The organism is Streptomyces sp. NPDC050610, assembly GCF_040654875.1.
In the GTDB taxonomy this organism is placed as follows: Bacteria; Actinomycetota; Actinomycetes; order Streptomycetales; family Streptomycetaceae; genus Streptomyces.
Genome location: NZ_JBFAIV010000035.1, coordinates 1 through 19,800, shown reverse-complemented (window position 1 = coordinate 19,800; position 19,800 = coordinate 1). Strand labels below are relative to the sequence as shown.

General features: G+C 70.5%; 14 protein-coding genes. 7 read left to right on the top strand and 7 right to left on the bottom strand.

Features of this window, described 5'->3' with window-relative positions; translation table 11 throughout:
- Positions 1-2: 2 nt before the first annotated feature.
- Positions 3-1,172, top strand: coding sequence for a DivIVA domain-containing protein (locus tag AB0I22_RS32075; RefSeq protein WP_363134493.1), 1,170 nt, complete (start codon positions 3-5; stop codon positions 1,170-1,172).
- Positions 1,173-1,340: 168 nt separating this feature from the next.
- Here AB0I22_RS32075 and ileS read toward each other — a convergent pair whose 3' ends face one another.
- The gene (ileS, locus tag AB0I22_RS32070; protein ID WP_363134492.1) at positions 1,341-4,484 is read right to left on the bottom strand and encodes an isoleucine--tRNA ligase; all 3,144 of its coding nucleotides are present in this window, start codon (positions 4,482-4,484) and stop codon (positions 1,341-1,343) included.
- A 618-nt stretch (positions 4,485-5,102) separates the two neighbouring features.
- Between ileS and AB0I22_RS32065 the strand changes: the two genes are divergently transcribed.
- The 4 genes from AB0I22_RS32065 to AB0I22_RS32050 all read left to right on the top strand — a co-directional run bounded on the left by AB0I22_RS32065 (position 5,103) and on the right by AB0I22_RS32050 (position 9,551).
- On the top strand, positions 5,103-6,083 hold the full coding sequence (locus AB0I22_RS32065) for a TraR/DksA C4-type zinc finger protein (protein ID WP_363134491.1): 981 nt from the start codon (positions 5,103-5,105) through the stop codon (positions 6,081-6,083).
- 148 nt (positions 6,084-6,231) lie between these two features.
- Entirely contained in the window at positions 6,232-6,801 is a 570-nt protein-coding gene (gene lspA / locus AB0I22_RS32060; protein WP_363134490.1) for a signal peptidase II, read from the top strand.
- A 73-nt stretch (positions 6,802-6,874) separates the two neighbouring features.
- Complete coding sequence (locus tag AB0I22_RS32055) at positions 6,875-7,816, top strand: RluA family pseudouridine synthase (RefSeq protein WP_363134489.1); 942 nt, start codon at positions 6,875-6,877, stop codon at positions 7,814-7,816.
- A gap of 148 nt (positions 7,817-7,964) precedes the next feature.
- Complete coding sequence (locus AB0I22_RS32050; protein ID WP_363134488.1) at positions 7,965-9,551, top strand: Na+/H+ antiporter; 1,587 nt, start codon at positions 7,965-7,967, stop codon at positions 9,549-9,551.
- A gap of 266 nt (positions 9,552-9,817) precedes the next feature.
- Here AB0I22_RS32050 and AB0I22_RS32045 read toward each other — a convergent pair whose 3' ends face one another.
- On the bottom strand, positions 9,818-10,927 hold the full coding sequence (locus AB0I22_RS32045) for a mechanosensitive ion channel domain-containing protein (protein WP_363134553.1): 1,110 nt from the start codon (positions 10,925-10,927) through the stop codon (positions 9,818-9,820).
- Between the two features lie 103 nt (positions 10,928-11,030).
- Between AB0I22_RS32045 and AB0I22_RS32040 the strand changes: the two genes are divergently transcribed.
- Positions 11,031-11,621, top strand: coding sequence for a dienelactone hydrolase family protein (locus tag AB0I22_RS32040; protein ID WP_363134487.1), 591 nt, complete (start codon positions 11,031-11,033; stop codon positions 11,619-11,621).
- A gap of 57 nt (positions 11,622-11,678) precedes the next feature.
- Here AB0I22_RS32040 and AB0I22_RS32035 read toward each other — a convergent pair whose 3' ends face one another.
- The 5 genes from AB0I22_RS32035 to AB0I22_RS32015 form a co-directional block, all read right to left on the bottom strand.
- The gene (locus AB0I22_RS32035) at positions 11,679-12,530 is read right to left on the bottom strand and encodes a thioredoxin domain-containing protein (protein WP_363134486.1); all 852 of its coding nucleotides are present in this window, start codon (positions 12,528-12,530) and stop codon (positions 11,679-11,681) included.
- A 52-nt stretch (positions 12,531-12,582) separates the two neighbouring features.
- Positions 12,583-13,272 carry a hypothetical protein gene (locus AB0I22_RS32030; protein WP_363134485.1) on the bottom strand — a complete coding sequence of 230 codons (690 nt, stop codon included), beginning with the start codon at positions 13,270-13,272 and terminating at the stop codon, positions 12,583-12,585.
- A 157-nt stretch (positions 13,273-13,429) separates the two neighbouring features.
- Entirely contained in the window at positions 13,430-14,251 is an 822-nt protein-coding gene (locus AB0I22_RS32025) for a thioredoxin domain-containing protein (RefSeq protein WP_363134484.1), read from the bottom strand.
- An 80-nt stretch (positions 14,252-14,331) separates the two neighbouring features.
- Entirely contained in the window at positions 14,332-14,970 is a 639-nt protein-coding gene (locus tag AB0I22_RS32020) for a hypothetical protein (protein WP_363134483.1), read from the bottom strand.
- Positions 14,971-15,122: 152 nt separating this feature from the next.
- Positions 15,123-16,487, bottom strand: coding sequence for a DUF2252 domain-containing protein (locus AB0I22_RS32015; RefSeq protein WP_363134482.1), 1,365 nt, complete (start codon positions 16,485-16,487; stop codon positions 15,123-15,125).
- 160 nt (positions 16,488-16,647) lie between these two features.
- On the opposite strand from AB0I22_RS32015, the gene dnaE reads away from it, so the two are divergent.
- Positions 16,648-19,800 (top strand): DNA polymerase III subunit alpha (dnaE, locus tag AB0I22_RS32010; RefSeq protein WP_363134481.1); only part of this gene is annotated, 3,153 nt, incomplete at its 3' end.

The following is a 19,800-nucleotide window of genomic DNA, read 5'->3' as shown; positions in this document are numbered from 1 at the left end:
AGATGCCGTTGACCCCCGAGGACGTACGGAACAAACAGTTCACGACCGTCCGTCTCCGAGAAGGCTATGACGAGGACGAGGTCGATGCCTTCCTCGACGAGGTCGAAGCCGAACTGACCCGCCTCCTCCGCGAGAACGAGGACCTGCGAGCCAAGCTGGCCGCGGCCACTCGGGCCGCCGCGCAGAACCAGCAGCAGGGGATGCGCAAGCAGCAGGAGCCGCAGGACCAGCGGCCGGGCGCCCCGGTGCCCGCCGCCATATCCGGTCCGCAGCCTGTGCCGCCCCAGCAACAGCAGCAGCAACAACAGCAACAGCAACAACAGCAGCAGCAGATGGGCGGCCCCCCTCAGCTGCCCGGCGGCGCCCCGCAGCTGCCCCCCGGCCCCGGCGGCCACGGACCCGGCCCGCAGGGTCCGCACGGTCCCGGCCCGATGGGTCAGAACGGCCCGATGGGCGGCCCGCTCGGCGGTCCCATGGGTCAGAACGGCATGAACCCGAACGGCATGGGCCAGAACGGTCCGATGGGCGGCCCCGGCCCCCAGCTGCCGCAGCCGGGCCAGGGTCCGGGCGGCGACAGCGCGGCCCGCGTGCTCTCGCTCGCGCAGCAGACGGCCGATCAGGCCATCGCGGAGGCCCGGTCCGAGGCCAACAAGATCGTCGGTGAGGCGCGCAGCCGTGCCGAGGGTCTGGAGCGGGACGCCCGCGCCAAGGCCGACGCGCTGGAGCGGGACGCGCAGGAGAAGCACCGCGTCGCGATGGGCTCGCTGGAGTCCGCTCGCGCCACGCTGGAGCGCAAGGTCGAGGACCTGCGCGGCTTCGAGCGCGAGTACCGCACCCGGCTCAAGTCCTACCTGGAGAGCCAGCTGCGCCAGTTGGAGAACCAGGCCGACGACTCGCTGGCCCCGCCGCGGACCCCGGCGACCGCCTCGCTGCCGCCGTCCCCCTCGATGGCGGGTGCCGGCGCGGGCATGGGCTCGCACTCCATGGGCGGCAACCCGTCCATGGGCGGCCACGGCGGCCCCTCCGGCGGTGCGCCGTCCTACGGCGGCCAGCAGCAGATGTCCCCGGCGATGACCCAGCCGATGGCACCGGTCCGGCCGCAGGGGCAGCAGCCCATGCAGCAGGCGCCGTCGCCGATGCGGGGCTTCCTGATCGACGAGGACGACAACTGACCGGTCGCGCCGCGCTCAGCGCGTAGCCTTCGGCGGTATCTACGGGCCGGGCCCCTGGGACATCCCAGGGGCCCGGCCCGTTTCGCGTTCACTGACAGCACGTATAGGCGTCAAAAAGCCGGGCGGGCTCGGAGTTCGAGCCCGCCCGGCTTCTCTACGCCGCGATTGTCACGCCTTGCGCAGCCGGAAGGTCAGGGACAGGGGCTCGTCCGTGAACGGGTCGCCGAACGAGGCGTCGGCCTCGGCCTGGGCGAATTCGTCGGCCAGCACCTCGTCGGAGATCAGCTCGGTGTGCTCGGCCAGTGCCTCGGACGTCTCGGCGTTCGCCGCGTCCCAGCGGACCACGATGCGGTCGGCGACGTCCAAGCCGCTGTTCTTACGGGCCTCCTGGATCAGCCGGATCGCGTCCCGGGCCAGGCCCGCGCGGCGCAGTTCCGGGGTGATCTCCAGATCGAGGGCGACGGTGGCGCCCGAGTCGGAGGCCACCGACCAGCCCTCGCGGGGCGTTTCGGTGATGATGACCTCGTCCGGGGCGAGCGTCACCCGCTCGCCGTCGACCTCCACGGAGGCCGTGCCCTCGCGCAGGGCCAGCGACAGGGCGGCGGCGTCCGCCTCGGCGACGGCCTTCGCCACCGCCTGGACGCCCTTGCCGAACCGCTTGCCCAGCGCGCGGAAGTTGGCCTTGGCGGTGGTGTCGACGAGCGAACCGCCCACCTCGGAGAGCGAGGCCAGCGAGGAGACGTTCAGCTCCTCCGTGATCTGGGCGCGCAGTTCGTCCGACAGGGCCTCGAAGCCCGACGCCGCGACCAGCGCCCGCGACAGCGGCTGGCGCGTCTTCACGCCGGACTCCGCGCGGGTCGCGCGGCCCAGCTCCACCAGCCGGCGCACCAGCAGCATCCGCTCGGAGAGCGTCGGGTCGATCAGCTTCTCGTCCGCGACCGGCCAGCTGGAGAGGTGCACCGAGTCGGGCGCGTCCGGCGCCACCGGAACGACGAGGTCCTGCCACACCCGCTCGGTGATGAACGGGGTGAGCGGCGCCATGAGCCGGGTGACCGTCTCCACCGTCTCGTGCAGCGTGCGCAGCGCGGCCGGGTCGCCCTGCCAGAAGCGGCGGCGGGAGCGGCGCACGTACCAGTTGGAGAGATCGTCGACGAACGAGGACAGCAGCTTGCCGGCGCGCTGGGTGTCGAAGCCCTCCAGGGCCGCCGTGACCTCGGCGACCAGCGCGTTCAACTCGCCGAGCAGCCAGCGGTCCAGCAGCGGCCGGTCGGCCGGGGCCGGGTCGGCGGCGGACGGCGCCCAGGAGGACGTACGGGCGTACAGCGCCTGGAAGGCGACCGTGTTCCAGTACGTCAGGAGCGTCTTGCGGACGACCTCCTGGATCGTGCTGTGCCCGACCCGGCGCGCGGCCCACGGGGAGCCGCCGGCCGCCATGAACCAGCGGACCGCGTCCGCGCCGTGCTGGTCCATCAGCGGGATCGGCTGGAGGATGTTGCCCAGGTGCTTGGACATCTTCCGGCCGTCCTCGGCGAGGATGTGGCCCAGGCAGACCACGTTCTCGTACGACGACTTGTCGAAGACCAGGGTGCCGACGGCCATCAGGGTGTAGAACCAGCCGCGGGTCTGGTCGATGGCCTCGGAGATGAACTGCGCCGGGTACCGCTTCTCGAAGACGTCTTTGTTCTTGTACGGGTAGCCCCACTGCGCGAACGGCATCGAACCCGAGTCGTACCAGGCGTCGATGACCTCGGGGACCCGGACCGCCTCCAGCGCGCAGCCCTCGGCCGTGCAGCCGAACGTGACCGCGTCGATGTACGGGCGGTGCGGGTCCAGGCCCGACTGGTCGGCGCCGGTCAGCTCGGTCAGCTCGGCCAGCGAGCCGACGCAGGTGAGGTGGCCCTCTTCGCAGCGCCAGATGGGCAGCGGGGTGCCCCAGTAGCGGTTGCGGGACAGCGCCCAGTCGATGTTGTTGTTCAGCCAGTCGCCGAACCGGCCGTGCTTGACCGAGTCCGGGAACCAGTTGGTCGCCTCGTTCTCTTCGAGCAGCCGGTCCTTGACGGCGGTGGTGCGGATGTACCAGGACGGCTGCGCGTAGTAGAGCAGCGCCGTGTGGCAGCGCCAGCAGTGCGGGTAGCTGTGCTCGTACGGCACGTGCCGGAAGAGCAGGCCGCGCTCCTGGAGGTCCTCGACCAGCGCCTCGTCGGCCTTCTTGAAGAACTGGCCGCCGACGAGCGGCAGCTCCGCCTCGAAGGTGCCGTCGGGGCGGACCGGGTTGACCACCGGCAGGCCGTACGCGCGGCAGGTCTTGAGGTCGTCCTCGCCGAAGGCCGGGGCCTGGTGGACGAGGCCGGTGCCGTCCTCGGTGGTCACGTACTCGGCGTTGACGACGAAGTTGGCGTCGGCCAGCTCGACGAGGGCGAACGGGCGGGAGTAGGCCCAGCGCGCCATCTCCCGGCCGGTGAACGCCTCCCCGGTGGCCTCCCAGCCCTCGCCGAGCGCCTTCTCCAGCAGCGGCTCGGCGACGACGAGCCGCTCCTCGCCGTCGGTCGCCACGACGTAGCGGACGTCGGGGTGGGCGGCGACGGCGGTGTTGGAGACCAGGGTCCAGGGGGTGGTCGTCCAGATGAGCAGCGAGGCCCCGCCCGCCAGCGGTCCGGACGTCAGCGGGAGGCGGACGAAGACCGACGGGTCGACGACGGTCTCGTACCCCTGCGCCAGCTCGTGGTCCGAGAGGCCGGTGCCGCAGCGCGGGCACCAGGGGGCGACCCGGTGGTCCTGGACCAGCAGCCCCTTGTCGAAGATCTCCTTGAGCGACCACCACACGGACTGCACGTAGTCCGGGTCCATGGTGCGGTAGGCGTTGTCGAGGTCGGCCCAGTAGCCCATGCGCGTGGTCAGCTCGGCGAAGGCGTCGGTGTGCCGGGTCACCGACTCGCGGCACTTCGCGTTGAACTCCGCGATGCCGAACGCCTCGATGTCCTGCTTGCCGTTGAAGCCCAGTTCCTTCTCGACGGCCAGCTCCACCGGCAGGCCGTGGCAGTCCCAGCCCGCCTTGCGGCCGACGTGGTAGCCCTGCATGGTGCGGAAGCGGGGGAAGACGTCCTTGAAGACGCGGGCCTCGATGTGGTGCGCGCCCGGCATGCCGTTGGCGGTCGGCGGGCCCTCGTAGAAGACCCATTCGGGGCGGCCCTCGGACTGGGCGAGGGTGCGGTCGAAGATCTTGTTCTCGCGCCAGAAGTCGAGCACGGCGTGTTCGAGGGCGGGCAGGTCGACCTGGGCGGGCACCTGCCGGTACTGCGGCGACGGGGTCATCTGGCTCTTCCTCCGGCGGAACGTCGTATCGCTGTCCGTCGGAGGGACGAGAGCTTGACGCGCTCCCGCGGTACCACCCTCCTTGGCCGCGGGCCGTGCCCGGGGCCCCCTCATTGGGGTTCGCGAGGCCGGGTCTACTGACCCGCCGGGGCGGGCGTTCTTCCGGCGGCTCCGGGGTGATCTTCACGTCGCGCACACCCCCGGGCTCGCACCGTCCCCGGGTCGCTCTTGGCTGCGTGCGGCGCTACTCGTCCCTTCCACGCCTTTCGCTGCGCCCAGTGTACGGGCCCGCACCGAGCGCCGCCGCCCCGTTCTCCGCCGCGAGCGGGCGGGCCGGCCGCCGTGCTGCGTCGGCTGAGGTACCGGCCGGTCCTGGGTTGACCCGAATGCCGATACGCCCGACGTGCCCCTCGAACCGGCGGGCCGGTGCGCTCGGCCGCGGCGTGCACACCGCCGGATTACCGGGCCATGGGCTGGGCACAACCGATGAGACCGGTCTGCCTCGCGGGCAAGCCGGGGCGAATCCGGCGGCGTGCCCCGTTGCCGCGTGCCCGGAGTCGATTTATCGTTCCGGCACGATTCGCGAGCAAGATCACAAAATGTGAAGGGGCCGCGGCCATGGTGGCGAAGAAGACCGCCGCGAAGAAGACTGCGCCGGCCGGCAGGACGGCAGCAGCGACGGCGAAGAAGGCCGCCCTGGCCGCTGAGCGAGCCGCTGAGAAGCCCGTGGACGAGCATGCGGACGAGCACGCGGAGGAGGCGCCGGACCCGCGGACGACGGCCGGGAAGTCCACGGCCAAGAAGTCCACGGCCAAGAAGTCCACCGCGAAGAAGACGGCAACCAAGAAGACCGCGGCGAAGAAGACCGCCGCCAAGAAAGCCCCGGCGAAGAAGGCCGTAGCCAAGAAGGCCCCGGCGAAGAAAGCCGTGGCCAAGAAGGCTCCGGCCGAGGACGCCCCGGCCGAGACGGCCGCGGCGCGCGAAAGCGCGGCCGGGCAGGCCGTCGTGAAGAACAGCGCAGCAGGTACCACAGGCGAGCGAACGGCCAAGAGGTCCGCACCGGCCGAACAGGCGGTGCCCGCGAAGAAGACGACGGGAGCCAAGACGGTGGCTGCGAAGAAGACCACGGGTGGGGAACGGGCTGCCAAGGCCGCGACAGCGGCCGCGACGACGGTACCGGGGGCCCGTACAGCCGCCGCCGAGCCCGGGGAGCTGGCGGTACGGCCGGGGGAGGACCCCTGGTCGCCGGCGGAGGTGGCCGAGGCGCGGGACGAGCTGCGGAGCGAGGTGCTGCGGCTGCGCGCCGAACTGATCGCCTCCGAGGAGGCCATCGCCGGGCTGATGCGCGACTCCGGCGACGGCGCGGGCGACGACCAGGCCGACACCGGCACCAAGAACATCACGCGCGAGCACGAGCTGGCGCTCGCCGGGAACGCCCGGGAGATGCTGGAGCAGACCGAGCGCGCCCTGGAGCGGCTCGACGCCGGCACGTACGGGATCTGCGAGAACTGCGGCAAACCGATCGGCAAGGCCCGGATGCAGGCGTTCCCCCGCGCCATGCTGTGCGTCGAGTGCAAGCAGCGGCAGGAACGCCGCTGAACGCCTTCCGGCGGCGTGCCGTACGCTCATCCTCAGCCGGGCGGGGGCGCCCGGTGCCCAGCGAACGCAGGAGTGCGCCGCGCTGCCGGGCAGCACCGCCGGACCGGGCGGTGGTGAGCGGCGGGCGGGACGACGTCGAGGGACTCAGGTGACAGAGGCGGAGCAGACCACCGGTACGCCGGGAGAGGCCGAAGGGGACGGCGCCTCGCAGGAGGTGGGTCCGCCCAAGGGGAAGAAGCGGCGGATCGGGGTGCTGCTGACGGTCGCCCCCTTGGCCTACCTCCTGGACCTGGTCAGCAAGCTGGCCGTGGTGGCCAAGCTGGAGCACCACGATCCGGTCCACGTGATCGGCACCTGGCTCCAGCTCCAGGTGATCCGCAACCGCGGCGCGGCCTTCAGCTTCGGCGAGGCCATGACCATCGTCTTCACCTGCATCGCGGTGATCGTGATCGTGGTGATCGCGCGGCTCGCCCGCAAGCTCTACAGCGTGCCGTGGGCCATCGCGCTGGGCCTGCTGCTCGGCGGCGCGCTCGGCAACCTCACCGACCGGGTGTTCCGCACGCCCGGCGGCCTCCAAGGCGGTGTGGTCGACTGGATCGCGCCCGCGCACTTCGCGGTCTTCAACCTCGGCGACTCGGCGATCGTCTGCGGCGGCATCCTGATCGTGATCCTCTCCTTCCGCGGCCTCGACCCCGACGGCACGGTGCACAAGGACTGACGGACCCGGCGGTTGTGTCCGGGCGCGCGTACGGGCGTACGGACGGCCCCGCGCCGTCCTGCATACTCGACGGGTGAGCACGATTCCCGAGATCCGCACCCTGCCCGTACCCGATGGCCTCGAAGGCGAGCGCGTGGACGCCGCCATCGCCCGCATGTTCGGCTTTTCGCGGACCAAGGCGGCCGAGCTCGCCGCAGGGGGGAAGGTCCAGCTCGACGGCGCGGTGGCCGGCAAGTCCGACCGGGTGACCGGCGGCGCCTGGCTGGAGGTCGAGATGCCCGGCGCCCCGGCGCCGGTGCAGATCGTCGCCGAGCCCGTGGAGGGCATGGAGATCGTGCACGACGACGACGACATCGTCGTGATCGTCAAGCCGGTCGGGGTGGCCGCGCACCCGAGCCCCGGCTGGACCGGCACCACCGTCATCGGCGGGCTCGCCGCCGCCGGCTTCCGCATCGCGACCTCGGGCGCGGCCGAGCGCCAGGGCATCGTGCACCGCCTCGACGTTGGCACCTCGGGGCTGATGGTGGTCGCCAAGTCCGAGCGCGCCTACACGCTGCTCAAGCAGCAGTTCCGGGAGCGTACGGTCGACAAGCGCTACCACGCGCTGGTGCAGGGCCACCCGGACCCGATGAGCGGCACCATCGACGCCCCCATCGGGCGGCACCCGAACCACGACTACAAGTGGGCGGTGACGGCCGAGGGCAAGCCGTCCGTGACGCACTACGACCTCATCGAGGCGTTCCGGGCCGCCAGCCTCCTCGACATCAAGCTGGAGACCGGCCGTACGCACCAGATCCGCGTGCACATGTCGGCGCACCGGCACCCGTGCGTCGGCGACATCACGTACGGCGCCGACCCGACGCTCGGCAAGCGGCTCGGGCTCACCCGGCAGTGGCTGCACGCGATGCGGCTCGGCTTCGAGCACCCCGGCGACGGGAGCTGGGTCGAGTTCGAGAGCGCGTACCCCGAGGACCTTCAGCGGGCGCTGGACATCGTGCGGGCGGAGAGCTCCTGACACCGCGTCACGCGGGCGTTCCGGCGCCGCGCCCCGGATATTCCGGGGCGCGGTGATATGTGATCAATGCCGCGTTGAGCGGTTTATGTGACCGGCCATGGCAGGCTTGAGGCGTTGATCGTAGGACCGACACCGGAGCGTATACGTCGTGGACCAGCTTGCCCTGCTGTTCGTACTGCTACTCGGGGCCGTGGTCATGGTGCCGCTCGGCGACCGGCTGGGACTGCCGTCGCCGGTCCTGATGACCCTCGGCGGGATCGTGCTCGCCCTGCTGCCGTTCGTGCCCAACGTCGACGTGCCGCCCGAGTACATCCTGCCGCTGGTGCTGCCGCCGCTGCTGTACGCCTCGGTGCAGCGCACGTCCTGGCGGCAGTTCGCGGCCAATCTGCGGCCGATCTTCCTGCTCGCGGTGGCGCTGGTCTTCGTGACGACCGCCGCGGTCGCCGTCGTCGCCAACGCCGTCGTGCCCGGCCTGCCGCTCGCCGCGGCCGTCGCGCTCGGCGCGCTCGTCGCCCCGCCCGACCCGGTCGCCGCGACCGCCGTGGCCGGATCGCTCGGACTGCCGCGCCGCCTGGTCTCCATCCTGGAGGGCGAGGGCCTCTTCAACGACGTCACCGCGATCGTGCTCTACCACGTGGCCATCGCCGCCACCGTCACCGGCTCCTTCTCCTTCCCGCACGCCGTCGGAGAGCTCGTGCTCTCCGCCGTCGTCGCCATAGCGGTCGGCCTGGTGCTCGGCTGGGCCGCCAACAAGCTGATGAGCCTGCTCGGCGACGCCACCCTCCAGATCGGCCTCACCCTGCTGGTGCCGTTCGTCGCGTACGTGCTGGCCGAGGAGTTCCGCGGCTCGGGCGTGCTGGCGGTGCTCACCACCGCGCTCTTCCTCGCCGAACACGCGGTGGACGCCGACGACGTGCTGGGCCGGCTGGCCGGCCACACCTTCTGGGAGATCGTCGACACTCTGGTCACCGGAGTCGCCTTCGGCCTCATCGGCCTCGAACTCCACAACGTCTTCGGCACGGCCTCCGGCCGCTGGGGCGAGATGCTCGCGGCCGGCGGCGCGGTGATCGGCGTCGTCATCGGCGTACGGCTGCTGTGGCTGCTGCCCGCCGCCTGGCTCGCCCGCAAGATGCACCGCCACCGGGACGTCGAGGAAGAGATCCCGATGACCTGGCGCGAGACCGTGGTCATGTGGTGGTCCGGGATGCGCGGCGTGGCCTCCGTCGCGCTGGCCCTCGCCATCCCCCTCACCGTGGACGACGGCTCCGACTTCCCCGGCCGCGACGAGATCCTCTTCATCGCCTTCGCCGTCATCATGGCCACCCTCGTCGTCCAGGGGCTGACCCTGCCCTGGCTGGTGCGGAAGCTCGGGGTGAAGGCCGACACCAACGCCGAACGGGAGACGGAGCGTCAGCTCGCGATCCGTGCCGCCAAGGCCGCCAAGAGCAGGCTCAGGGAGATCCAGGCGGTCGAGGAGCTGCCCGAGGACCTCGCCGAGCAGCTGAACCGGCGCGCGTACGACGTCGGCGCGCGGATCAGCCCCGACATGGTCGACGACGAGCGCCGGGAGGCGCACGCCCAGCGCGTCAAGCGCATCCGCACCGTGCAGCGCATCCAGAACGAGATGATGTCGGCCGCCCGGCACGAGGTGCTCTCCGCCCGCAGCGAGGCCGGCGCCGACCCGGAGATCGTCGACAGGGTGCTGCGCCACCTCGACGTGCGGAGCCTGCGCTGACGGTGCTGCGCGGGCTTGTCCGGGGCCGTACGGACCCGGAGCGTACGGATCCGTACGCCGCCCCGGATCCGGAGGCGTACGGGCCAAAGGCTGTACAGGCCTGAGGTCGCGTCGGCCCGAGGCGGTACGGGTCCTCGTACGGGGCCTGAGACCGTACGGGCTCGGGGCCGCGCTGGTCCGAGGCCCGTACGGGCCGCGCCGATGCGAGGCCGTACGGGCCTTCGTGCGGGTTTGCGGCTGTACGCGTCCGGGGGCGCGGCTCCGGATCAGGCGGTGCCCGGGCCCGGGCCGATGTCCTCGGACCTCGGCGGCGCCTGCGAGCGGTCGGGCGCCTCCCGCAGGCCCGGCGCGTGCGCCGTGTTGATCCGCGGCAGCGCGTACGGGTGCTCCCGGCGCAGCCACTCCACCAGCTGCTCGCGCACCACGCAGCGGAGCGTCCAGATGTCGTCCGAGTCCTTCGCGGTGACCAGCGCGCGCACCTGGATCGTCGACGGGGTGGTGTCGGTGATCACCAGGCTCCAGGCGCGGCGGTCCCACTCGGCGCTCTTCATGAGGATCTCGTGCAGCCGCTCCCGCATGAGGTCTATCGGCGTGGTGTGGTCGAGGTGGAAGAAGACCGTCCCGGTCATCCGGGGGTTGCCGCGCGTCCAGTTCTCGAACGGCTTGCTGGTGAAGTACGACACGGGCATGGTGATCCGGCGCTCGTCCCAGGTGGTCACCACGAGATACGTGAGGGTGATCTCCTCGACCGTGCCCCACTCGCCGTCGACCACCACCGTGTCGCCGATCCGCACCATGTCGCCGAAGGCGATCTGGAGCCCGGCGAAGAGGTTGCCGAGCGTCGACTGGGCGGCGACACCGGCGACGATGCCGATCACGCCGGCCGAGGCGAGCATCGACGTCCCCACGGTCTTCATCGCCGGGAAGGTCAGCAGCATCGCCGCCACCGTCACCACCACGACGACCGCGGTCACGATCCGCTGGATCAGCGTCACCTGCGTACGGACCCGGCGGACCCGCGCCCGGTCGTGGGCGTTCGCGGCGTAACGGGCGTACGTCGACTCCACTATGGCCGCCGCGCCGCGCACCGCCAGCCAGGCCACGGCGGCGATCAGCACCAGCGACAGGGTCTGCCCGATGCCCGCCTCATGCTCCTCGACCACCTTGAACCGCACAGAGGTGTAGCTGCCGCGCAGCAGGGCCGCGCACAGCACCAGCTGCAACGGCAGCCGGCAGCGGCGCAGCAGATCCCACAGCGGGGTCTCGGGGTGGCGGGCGTCGATCCGGCGCACCACCAGGTCGGCGGCCCAGCCGACCAGCAGGGTGATGGCGATCGAGCCGCCGATCACGATGAGCGGACGCAACACGTCCTCCATGGACACCTCGGCTCCTTCCAGCGCGATTCGGGTGGTCCGCGTCCCACCGACGGTAACTGGCACGATGGGGTGATCGCGATTCACCTACAGGGAAGTGACTCCAGTGGCGTCCTCTACCACGATTGTCCTGTTTCACTCGGCTTTCGGGCTGCGGCCTGCCGTACACGCGGCGGCCGAGCGGCTGCGCGCCGCCGGGCACGAGGTGCATGTGCCGGACCTGTACGACGGGCGGACCACCGAGACCGTCGAGGACGGCATGGTGATCAAGGACGAGATCGGCAAGGAGGAGCTGCTGCGCCGTGCCATCGCCGCGGCCGCCCCGCTCTCGGAGCGCGGACTCGTGTACGCGGGCTTCTCGCTCGGCGGGTCCATCGCGCAGAACCTGGCGCTGGGGGACGAGAAGGCGCGGGGGCTGCTGCTCCTGCACGGCACCTCCGACCTCGCGGAGGACGCGTCCGTGGACGAGCTGCCCGTACAGCTGCACGTCGCGGACCCGGACCCGTTCGAGCCGCAGGACTGGCTGAACGCCTGGTACCTGCGGATGCGGCGGGCCGGCGCGGACGTGGAGGTCTACCGCTACCAGGGGGCGGGCCACATCTTCACCGACCCCGAGCTCCCGGACTACGACGAGGAGGCGGCGGAGGAGGCCTGGAAGGTGTCGCTCGGCTTCCTCGCGGACCTAGGCGACGCGTAGCCGGTTCCCGGCGGCGGGTGGGCGAATTCACACGGTCGCCCACCCGCGGCCGTACCGCTACTTCTTCTTCGGGCCGAACGCCTTGTCGATCGCCGCGACGAACTGCTCCTTGGACATCGGGGGGTTCTCCGTCCCCTCGACGAGCAGCTTCTTCCCGTCGACGAGCATCGCGGGCGTGCTCTGCACGCCGTTCTTGCCGAAGAGCTTGCCCATCTCCAGCGCCCACTTGTCGTAGGTGCCGTCCTTCACGGCCTTCTCGAAGGCGGCGTTGCCCTTGAGGGCCGGGACCTGCTGGGCGATGTCGATGAGCTTCTGGTCCTTGGCGAAGGCGTCGTCGGTCTCATCCGGGTGGTTCTCCTTCGAGTACAGGGCCTCCTTGTACTCGACGAACGCCTCCGGGCTGACGTTCAGGGCCGCGCCCAGCGCGCTGACGGCGTTCTTCGAGCCGGTCCCCTTCTCGCCCATGCCGTCGATGAAGTTGACCATGACGTAACGCACCTTGTACCGGCCGTCCTTGACGTCCTGGCGCAGTTCGGGCCCGGCGCTCTGCTCGAAGATCGCGCACGCGGGGCACCGCGGGTCCTCGTAGACCTCAAGGGTCTTCTTGGCCTTCGCGTCGCCGACGGTGATCACATCGCCGTTCTCGCCCGTGGTGTTGGCGGGCTTGACGAGGGTCTTCTTGGCGGCGGCGTCCCACTCCTTGCTGCCGGTGGACTTGTCCTTGCCGGAACCGCTGTCCATGTTGCTGACCGCGAAGCCGATGCCGCCGGCTATCGCGAGCACCACGACGATCGAGCCGCCGACGACGAGCTGCCGGCGGACCTTGTCCTTCTTGGCCTGGCGCTCGCGCTCGGCGCGCAGCCGCTCGCGGGCGGCCTGCTTGTTCTGCTGGTTGTTGCGGTTGCTCATGATCTCGACTCCGTGGATTGACGTGCGCGGTATGCGAAAGGGACCGGACTGCTCAGGCGCCCGCGAATGCGTGGGCGGCCGGGCGGGGCGGACCGCGCCGTACGACGGAGTGGAGGAGCAGAGGGAGCGTACGGGCCACCCGCGCGCGCCCGCCCGCCGCGACGGGAGCCCCCGGCCGTACGGCGGCGACGATCACGGCGACGGCGAACAGCAGCGGCCGGAAGGCGAGGGCCGCGACCGCGCGCAGCTGCCGCCGCAGCGCCACCTCGCCGCGCCGCAGCCAGGCGGCGGCCAGCAGCCCGACCGCGAGATGCGCGGCCAGCAGCAGCCAGGGCGCCGACGCGCCGCCGATCAGCGGCGCGGGGTCGCCGTGCCGGGCGGTCAGCCGGGCCAGCGGTGTGCCGAAGTCGCCGCCGTGGCACAGCAGATCGACGCCCATGGAGTGCAGCGGCCCCGTGACGGGTCCGCCCGAGCGGCCGTAACACGTGTGCTGGCCGGTGGTGAAGACCGTGTCGGCGGCCAGTTCCAGGGGGACGAGGAGGGCGGCGATGTGCCAGTAGCCGCGCTCCCGGCCCGCCAGCGCGTACGCGATCGTGAAGAAGGCGGCGCAGAGCACGGCCACCGTCGGCAGCGGGAGGGGGGTGCGGGAGAGCACGACGTGAGAAGCGCCGGACAGCGTGACGCACACGGCCGTGAACAGCGCCGCGCGTACGGCTCTCAACTGCTCTCCCGTCCCCTCCATGACGCCGAATTTTGCCACGGCGGCGGGTAGGCGTCGTGTCAAGATTCGGACTCGGGTCCGTATCGGAGACGGCTCGTCGAAGCCGTCTCCTCAAGGCCGGCTCACCGAAGTCGGCTCATCTCGGACGGATCGTCTCGGACGGATCAGGGGCGTTCGATCAGAGGTGTTCCTTGATGGCCGACTCGAAGTCCGCCGGAGTCATCGGCACGCCCTGCCCCTTGGTCAGCTTCTTGCCGTCGAACTTGAGGGTCGGCGTTCCCGTGACGTCCTTGGCGGCGTCGAACTTGTCGGAGACGTTCAGCGCCCACTTGTCGAAGGTGCCCTTGGTGACGTTCTTCTTGAACTCGGCGTTGTCCTTGAGGGCCGGGACCTCCTGCGCGATCTTCAGCAGGTAGTCGTCGTCGGCGAACTTGTCCTGGGTCTCCTCGGGGTGGTTGGTCTTGGAGTACAGCGCCTGGTTGTAGGCGACGAACGCCTCCGGGCTGACGTTGACGGCGGCCCCGACCGCGCTGAGCGCGTTCTTCGCCCCGGTCCCGCCCATGTTCTTGTCCAGGAATGTACCGATGTGGTACGTGACCTTGTACGTGCCGTCCTTGACGTTCTTCTGGATCTCGCCCCCGACGTTCTGCTCGAAGACCGAGCAGATCGGGCAGCGCATGTCCTGGTAGATCTCCAGCGTGTGCTTGGCCTTCGGGTCGCCGACGGTGATGTCGGTGCCGCCCTTGCCCGCGGTGTTCGCGGGCTCGACCAGCGTCTGCTTCGCGGCCGCGTCCCAGGAAGAGTTCGAGCTCTTGCTGCCGCTGCCGCCCAGCTGCGTGGCGGCCACGCCGATGCCCGCGGCGACGGCCAGCACGGCGACGACCGAGCCGCCGACGACGAGCTGCCGGCGGGTCTTGTCCTTCTTGGCCTGGCGTTCGCGCTCGGCGCGCAGCCGCTCGCGGGCGGCCTGCTTGTTCTGCTGGCTGTTGCGGTTGCTCATGAGGATGCTCTCTCTGCGTCGTATGACAGTCGTCCGACGGCCGGCCGGCTTGTCGCCCGGCGGCCGCTCGACCGGATTGCTCAGGCGATCGCCGGGAGGGGCGGTCCCCGGCGGACGACCGAATGCACGAGCAGAGGGTGCGTGAGAGCGGGCGGGACGCGGCGCGTGATGCGCCGTACCGCGGCCCGTACGGGCGTCGCCGCCGCGGCGAGCGCGGCGAGGGCGAGCAGCAGCGGGCGGAACGCGGACACGGCCGCGGCACACAGCAGCTGGCCGAGTGCGGCCTCGCCGCGCCGCAGCCAGGCCGCGCCCAGCAGCCCGACTCCGAGGTGCGCGGCGAGCAGCAGCCAGAAGGCGGCCGTGGTGTCCGGCACGCTCGGCAGCGGCGAGCCGACCTCGCCCCCGCCGCACAGCAGGACCAGCGGCCCTCCGGTGGGGGCGGCGGCCACCTGGCCGTGACAGGCGTCCTGCCCGGTGGTGAAGATTGCGTCGGCGGCCAGCTCCAGGGGGACGAGGAGGGCGGCGATGTGCCAGTAGCCGCGCTCCCGGCCCGCCAGCGCGTACGCGATCACGAAGACGGCGGCCGACAGCGCGAGGACGGTCGTCAGCGGCAGCGGAGCGCCGGACAGCAGCACATGGGACGTCGCGGACAGCAGTACGCACAGCGCCGTGAAGAGCGCCGCGCGCAGAGCCCGCAGTCGTACCGCTGAAATGTCCATCGAACGAAGTCTGCCATGCACGGGGGTAGGGGCCGCTTAAGGAGGGCCGCCTTGGGGAGGGCCCTCTTTAAAGAGGCGGCCGTTCAACGAAACGGGCCCCTTCTTATAGAGGTTCTGAGGTTCTATAGAGGCCGCCGCTTACCGGGTGGGGCTCACAGGCCGGGGATGCGGCCGTTGCGGAAGAGGTCCACGAAGATCTGGTGGTCGGCCCGCGCCCGCGCCCCGTAGGAGTGCGCGAAATCGGTCAGCAGCTCGCCGAAGCGGTCCTCGTCGGCGGCGATGACGGCGTCGATCGCGCGCTCGGTGGAGAAGGGCACCAGGGAGTGGCCGCTCTGGTCGTCGGCGGCCGCGTGCATGGCGGCGGTGGCCCGGCCCAGGTCCGCGACGACGGCGGCGATCTCGGCCGGGTCGTCGATGTCCGACCAGTCGAGGTCCACCGCGTACGGCGACACCTCGGCGACCAGCTGCCCCCACCGGCTGCCGTCCCCCTCCAGCTCCGTCCACCCCAGCCAGGGGTCGGCGTGCGCCTGGAGGGCGCGCTGGGAGATCACCGTGCGGTGGCCCTCGTGCTGGAAGTAGTCGCGCACCGCCCGGTCGGCGATGTGCCGGGAGACGGCGGGGGTCTGCGCCTGCTTCATGTAGATGACGACATCGTTCTCCAGGGCGTCGCTGTTGCCCTCCAGGAGGATGTTGTACGAGGGCAGGCCGGCGCTCCCTATCCCGATGCCCCGGCGGCCGACGACGTCCTTGACGCGGTAGGAGTCGGGCCGGGCCAGGCTGGAGTCCGGGAGCGTCTCCAGATAGCCGTCGAAGGCCGCGAGGACCCGGTAGCGGTCCGCCGCGTCCAGCTCGACCGTGCTGCCGCCCGCGGTGAAGCGGCGCTCGTAGTCGCGGATCTCGGTCATCGAGTCGAGCAGCGCGAACCGGGTCCGCGAGCGTGCGTCGCGCAGCGCGTCCAGCAGCGGGCCCTCGGCGGTGTCCAGGGTGAACGGCGGCTCCTCGGACTTGTCGGAGCCCTTGGCGCCGGTCGCCAGATCGTGGACGCGGGCGCGGTACGCGGCGGCGTAGACGCCGACCAGCTCGCCGATCTGCTCGTCGCTCAGCGCCTTCGCGTGGCCGATGAGGGCGATGGAGGCGGCGAAGCGCTTGAGGTCCCAGGTGAAGGGGCCGACGTAGGCCTCGTCGAAGTCGTTGACGTTGAAGACCAGCCGGCCGTTGGCGTCCATGTACGTGCCGAAGTTCTCGGCGTGCAGATCGCCGTGCACCCACACCCGGCTCGTACGCTCGTCGAGGTACGCGCCCCCGTCGTCGCCGGCCGCGCCGTCCGGCCCGGCGGCCAGGTCGTTGTAGAACAGGCAGGCGGTGCCCCGGTAGAAGGCGAAGGCGGAGGCGGCCATCTTCCGGAATTTGACCCGGAAGGCGGCCGGGTCGGCCGCCAGAAGGTCGCCGAAGGCGGTCTGGAAAACGGCGAGTATCTCCTCGCCGCGCCGCGTGGCCCGGTCGTGCTCGGTCGCCATCGCTGGGTCCTCCTGGGTTGTCGCACACCGGGGACATGTGTCCCACCGGCTCCAACGCGCGAGGCCGCCCACGAGTGCCCCGCCGCTGTCGGTGGGCCGTCGTAGACTTCGTTGCCGTCTCCTCAAGCCGTCCTCGACCGTTCGCCGGAGGTCATCCACCGTGTCCAAGCCGCCCTTCACGCACCTGCACGTCCACACCCAGTACTCGCTGCTGGACGGCGCCGCGCGGCTGAAGGACATGTTCAACGCGTGCAATGAGATGGGCATGACGCACATCGCCATGTCCGACCACGGCAACCTGCACGGCGCGTACGACTTCTTCCACTCCGCCCAGAAGGCGGGGGTGACGCCGATCATCGGCATCGAGGCGTACGTGGCGCCGGAGTCCCGGCGCAACAAGCGCAAGGTGCAGTGGGGCCAGCCGCATCAGAAGCGCGATGACGTGTCCGGTTCGGGTGGTTATACGCATAAGACGATCTGGGCGGCCAACAGCAAGGGGCTGCACAACCTGTTCAAGCTCTCCTCGGACGCGTACGCCGAGGGCTGGCTCCAGAAGTGGCCGCGCATGGACAAGGAGACCCTCTCCGACTGGTCGGAGGGGCTGATCGCCTCCACCGGCTGCCCCTCCGGCGAGCTCCAGACCCGGCTGCGGCTCGGTCAGTACGAGGAGGCGCGCAGGGCGGCCGGGGAGTACCAGGAGATCTTCGGCAAGGACCGGTATTTCCTGGAGCTGATGGACCACGGCATCGAGATCGAGCGCCGGGTCCGCGAGGACCTGCTCAAGATCGGCAAGGAGCTGGGCATCCCGCCGCTGGTCACCAATGACTCGCACTACACGTACGCGCACGAGTCCACGGCCCACGACGCGCTGCTGTGCATCCAGACCGGCAAGAACCTCTCCGACCCGGACCGCTTCCGCTTCGACGGCACCGGCTACTACCTGAAGTCCACGGACGAGATGTACGCCATCGACTCCTCGGACGCCTGGCAGGAGGGGTGCCGCAACACCCTCCTGGTCGCCGAGCAGATCGACACGACCGGCATGTTCGAGAAGCGCGACCTCATGCCGAAGTTCGAGATCCCGGCGGGGTTCACCGAGGTCACCTGGTTCCAGGAGGAGGTCCGGGTCGGCATGGGCCGCCGCTACCCGGGCGGTGTCCCCGAGGATCGCCAGAAGCAGGCGGAGTACGAGATGGACGTCATCATCCAGATGGGGTTCCCCGGCTACTTCCTCGTCGTCGCCGACTTCATCATGTGGGCCAAGAACAACGGCATCGCGGTGGGCCCGGGCCGCGGCTCCGCGGCCGGCTCGATCGTCGCGTACGCCATGGGCATCACCGACCTCGACCCGATCACGCACGGGCTGATCTTCGAGCGGTTCCTCAACCCCGAGCGCGTCTCCATGCCCGATGTCGACATCGACTTCGACGAGCGCAGGCGCGTCGAGGTGATCCGGTACGTGACCGAGAAATACGGCGCCGACAAGGTCGCCATGATCGGCACGTACGGAAAGATCAAGGCGAAGAACGCCATCAAGGACTCCGCGCGCGTCCTCGGATACCCGTACGCGATGGGCGACCGGCTCACCAAGGCCATGCCCGCCGACGTCCTCGGAAAGGGCATCGACCTCTCCGGCATCACCGACCCCAAGCACCCCCGCTACAGCGAGGCGGGCGAGATCCGGGGGATGTACGAGAGCGAGCCGGACGTCAAGAAGGTCATCGACACCGCCAAGGGCGTCGAGGGCCTGGTCCGGCAGATGGGCGTGCACGCGGCCGGCGTGATCATGTCCAGCGAGCCGATCGTCGACCACGCCCCGCTCTGGACGCGGCACACCGACGGCGTGACGATCACGCAGTGGGACTACCCCCAGTGCGAGTCGCTCGGCCTGCTCAAGATGGACTTCCTGGGCCTGCGCAACCTCACGATCATGGACGACGCCGTCAAGATGGTGAAGGCCAACAAGGGCATCGACCTGGAGATGCTCGACCTCCCGCTCGACGACCCCAAGACCTTCGAGCTGCTCTGCCGCGGTGACACGCTCGGCGTCTTCCAGTTCGACGGCGGCCCGATGCGCTCCCTGCTCCGCCAGATGCAGCCCGACAACTTCGAGGACATTTCCGCCGTCTCGGCCCTCTACCGGCCGGGCCCGATGGGCATGAACTCGCACATCAACTACGCGGAGCGCAAGAACGGGCGCCAGGAGATCACCCCGATCCACCCGGAGCTCGAAGAGCCGCTGAAGGAGACCCTGGGTCTGACCTACGGCCTCATCGTGTACCAGGAGCAGGTGCAGAAGGCCGCCCAGATCATCGCCGGCTACTCGCTCGGCGAGGCCGACATCCTGCGCCGCGTGATGGGCAAGAAGAAGCCGGAGGAACTGGAGAAGAACTTCGTCCTCTTCCAGGCCGGCGCCAAGAACAAGGGGTTCTCGGACGCCGCGATCCAGGCGCTGTGGGACGTCCTGGTCCCGTTCGCCGGCTACGCCTTCAACAAGGCCCACTCCTCCGCGTACGGGCTGGTCACCTACTGGACCGCGTACCTCAAGGCGAACTACCCCGCCGAGTACATGGCGGCGCTGCTCACCTCGGTCAAGGACGACAAGGACAAGTCGGCCGTCTACCTCAACGAGTGCCGCCGCATGGGCATCAAGGTGCTCCCGCCGAACGTCAACGAGTCGGTGCACAACTTCGCCGCCCAGGGCGAGGACGTGATCCTCTTCGGCCTGGAGGCCGTCCGCAACGTCGGCACCAACGTGGTCGAGTCGATCATCCGGTCGCGCAAGGCGAAGGGGAAGTACCTCTCCTTCCCGGACTACCTGGACAAGGTCGAGGCCGCTGCCTGCAACAAGCGCACCACCGAGTCGCTGATCAAGGCGGGCGCCTTCGACACGATGGGCCACACCCGCAAGGGCCTGACCGCGCACTACGAACCGATGATCGACAACGTGGTGCAGGTCAAGCGCAAGGAGGCCGAGGGGCAGTTCGACCTCTTCGGCGGCATGGGCGACGACGCGGCCGACGAGGGGCCGGGCTTCGGGCTCGACGTGGAGTTCTCGGACATCGAGTGGGAGAAGAGCTATCTGCTCGCGCAGGAGCGCGAGATGCTCGGCCTGTACGTCTCCGACCACCCGCTCTTCGGCCTGGAGCACGTCCTGTCGGACAAGGCCGACGCGGGCATCGGGCAGCTCACCGGCGGCGACTACTCGGACGGCTCGATCGTCACCATCGGCGGCATCATCTCCGGCCTCCAGCGCAAGATGACCAAGCAGGGCAACGCCTGGGCGATCGCCACCGTCGAGGACCTCGCCGGC

Coding starts and splice junctions, on each gene's coding strand:
- AB0I22_RS32075 (WP_363134493.1), top strand. CDS start 3: ATGCCGTTGACCCCCGAGGACGTACGGAACAAACAGTTCACGACCGTC.
- ileS (WP_363134492.1), bottom strand. CDS start 4,484: ATGACCCCGTCGCCGCAGTACCGGCAGGTGCCCGCCCAGGTCGACCTG.
- AB0I22_RS32065 (WP_363134491.1), top strand. CDS start 5,103: ATGGTGGCGAAGAAGACCGCCGCGAAGAAGACTGCGCCGGCCGGCAGG.
- AB0I22_RS32045 (WP_363134553.1), bottom strand. CDS start 10,927: ATGGAGGACGTGTTGCGTCCGCTCATCGTGATCGGCGGCTCGATCGCC.
- AB0I22_RS32035 (WP_363134486.1), bottom strand. CDS start 12,530: ATGAGCAACCGCAACAACCAGCAGAACAAGCAGGCCGCCCGCGAGCGG.
- AB0I22_RS32030 (WP_363134485.1), bottom strand. CDS start 13,272: ATGGAGGGGACGGGAGAGCAGTTGAGAGCCGTACGCGCGGCGCTGTTC.
- AB0I22_RS32025 (WP_363134484.1), bottom strand. CDS start 14,251: ATGAGCAACCGCAACAGCCAGCAGAACAAGCAGGCCGCCCGCGAGCGG.
- AB0I22_RS32020 (WP_363134483.1), bottom strand. CDS start 14,970: ATGGACATTTCAGCGGTACGACTGCGGGCTCTGCGCGCGGCGCTCTTC.
- AB0I22_RS32015 (WP_363134482.1), bottom strand. CDS start 16,487: ATGGCGACCGAGCACGACCGGGCCACGCGGCGCGGCGAGGAGATACTC.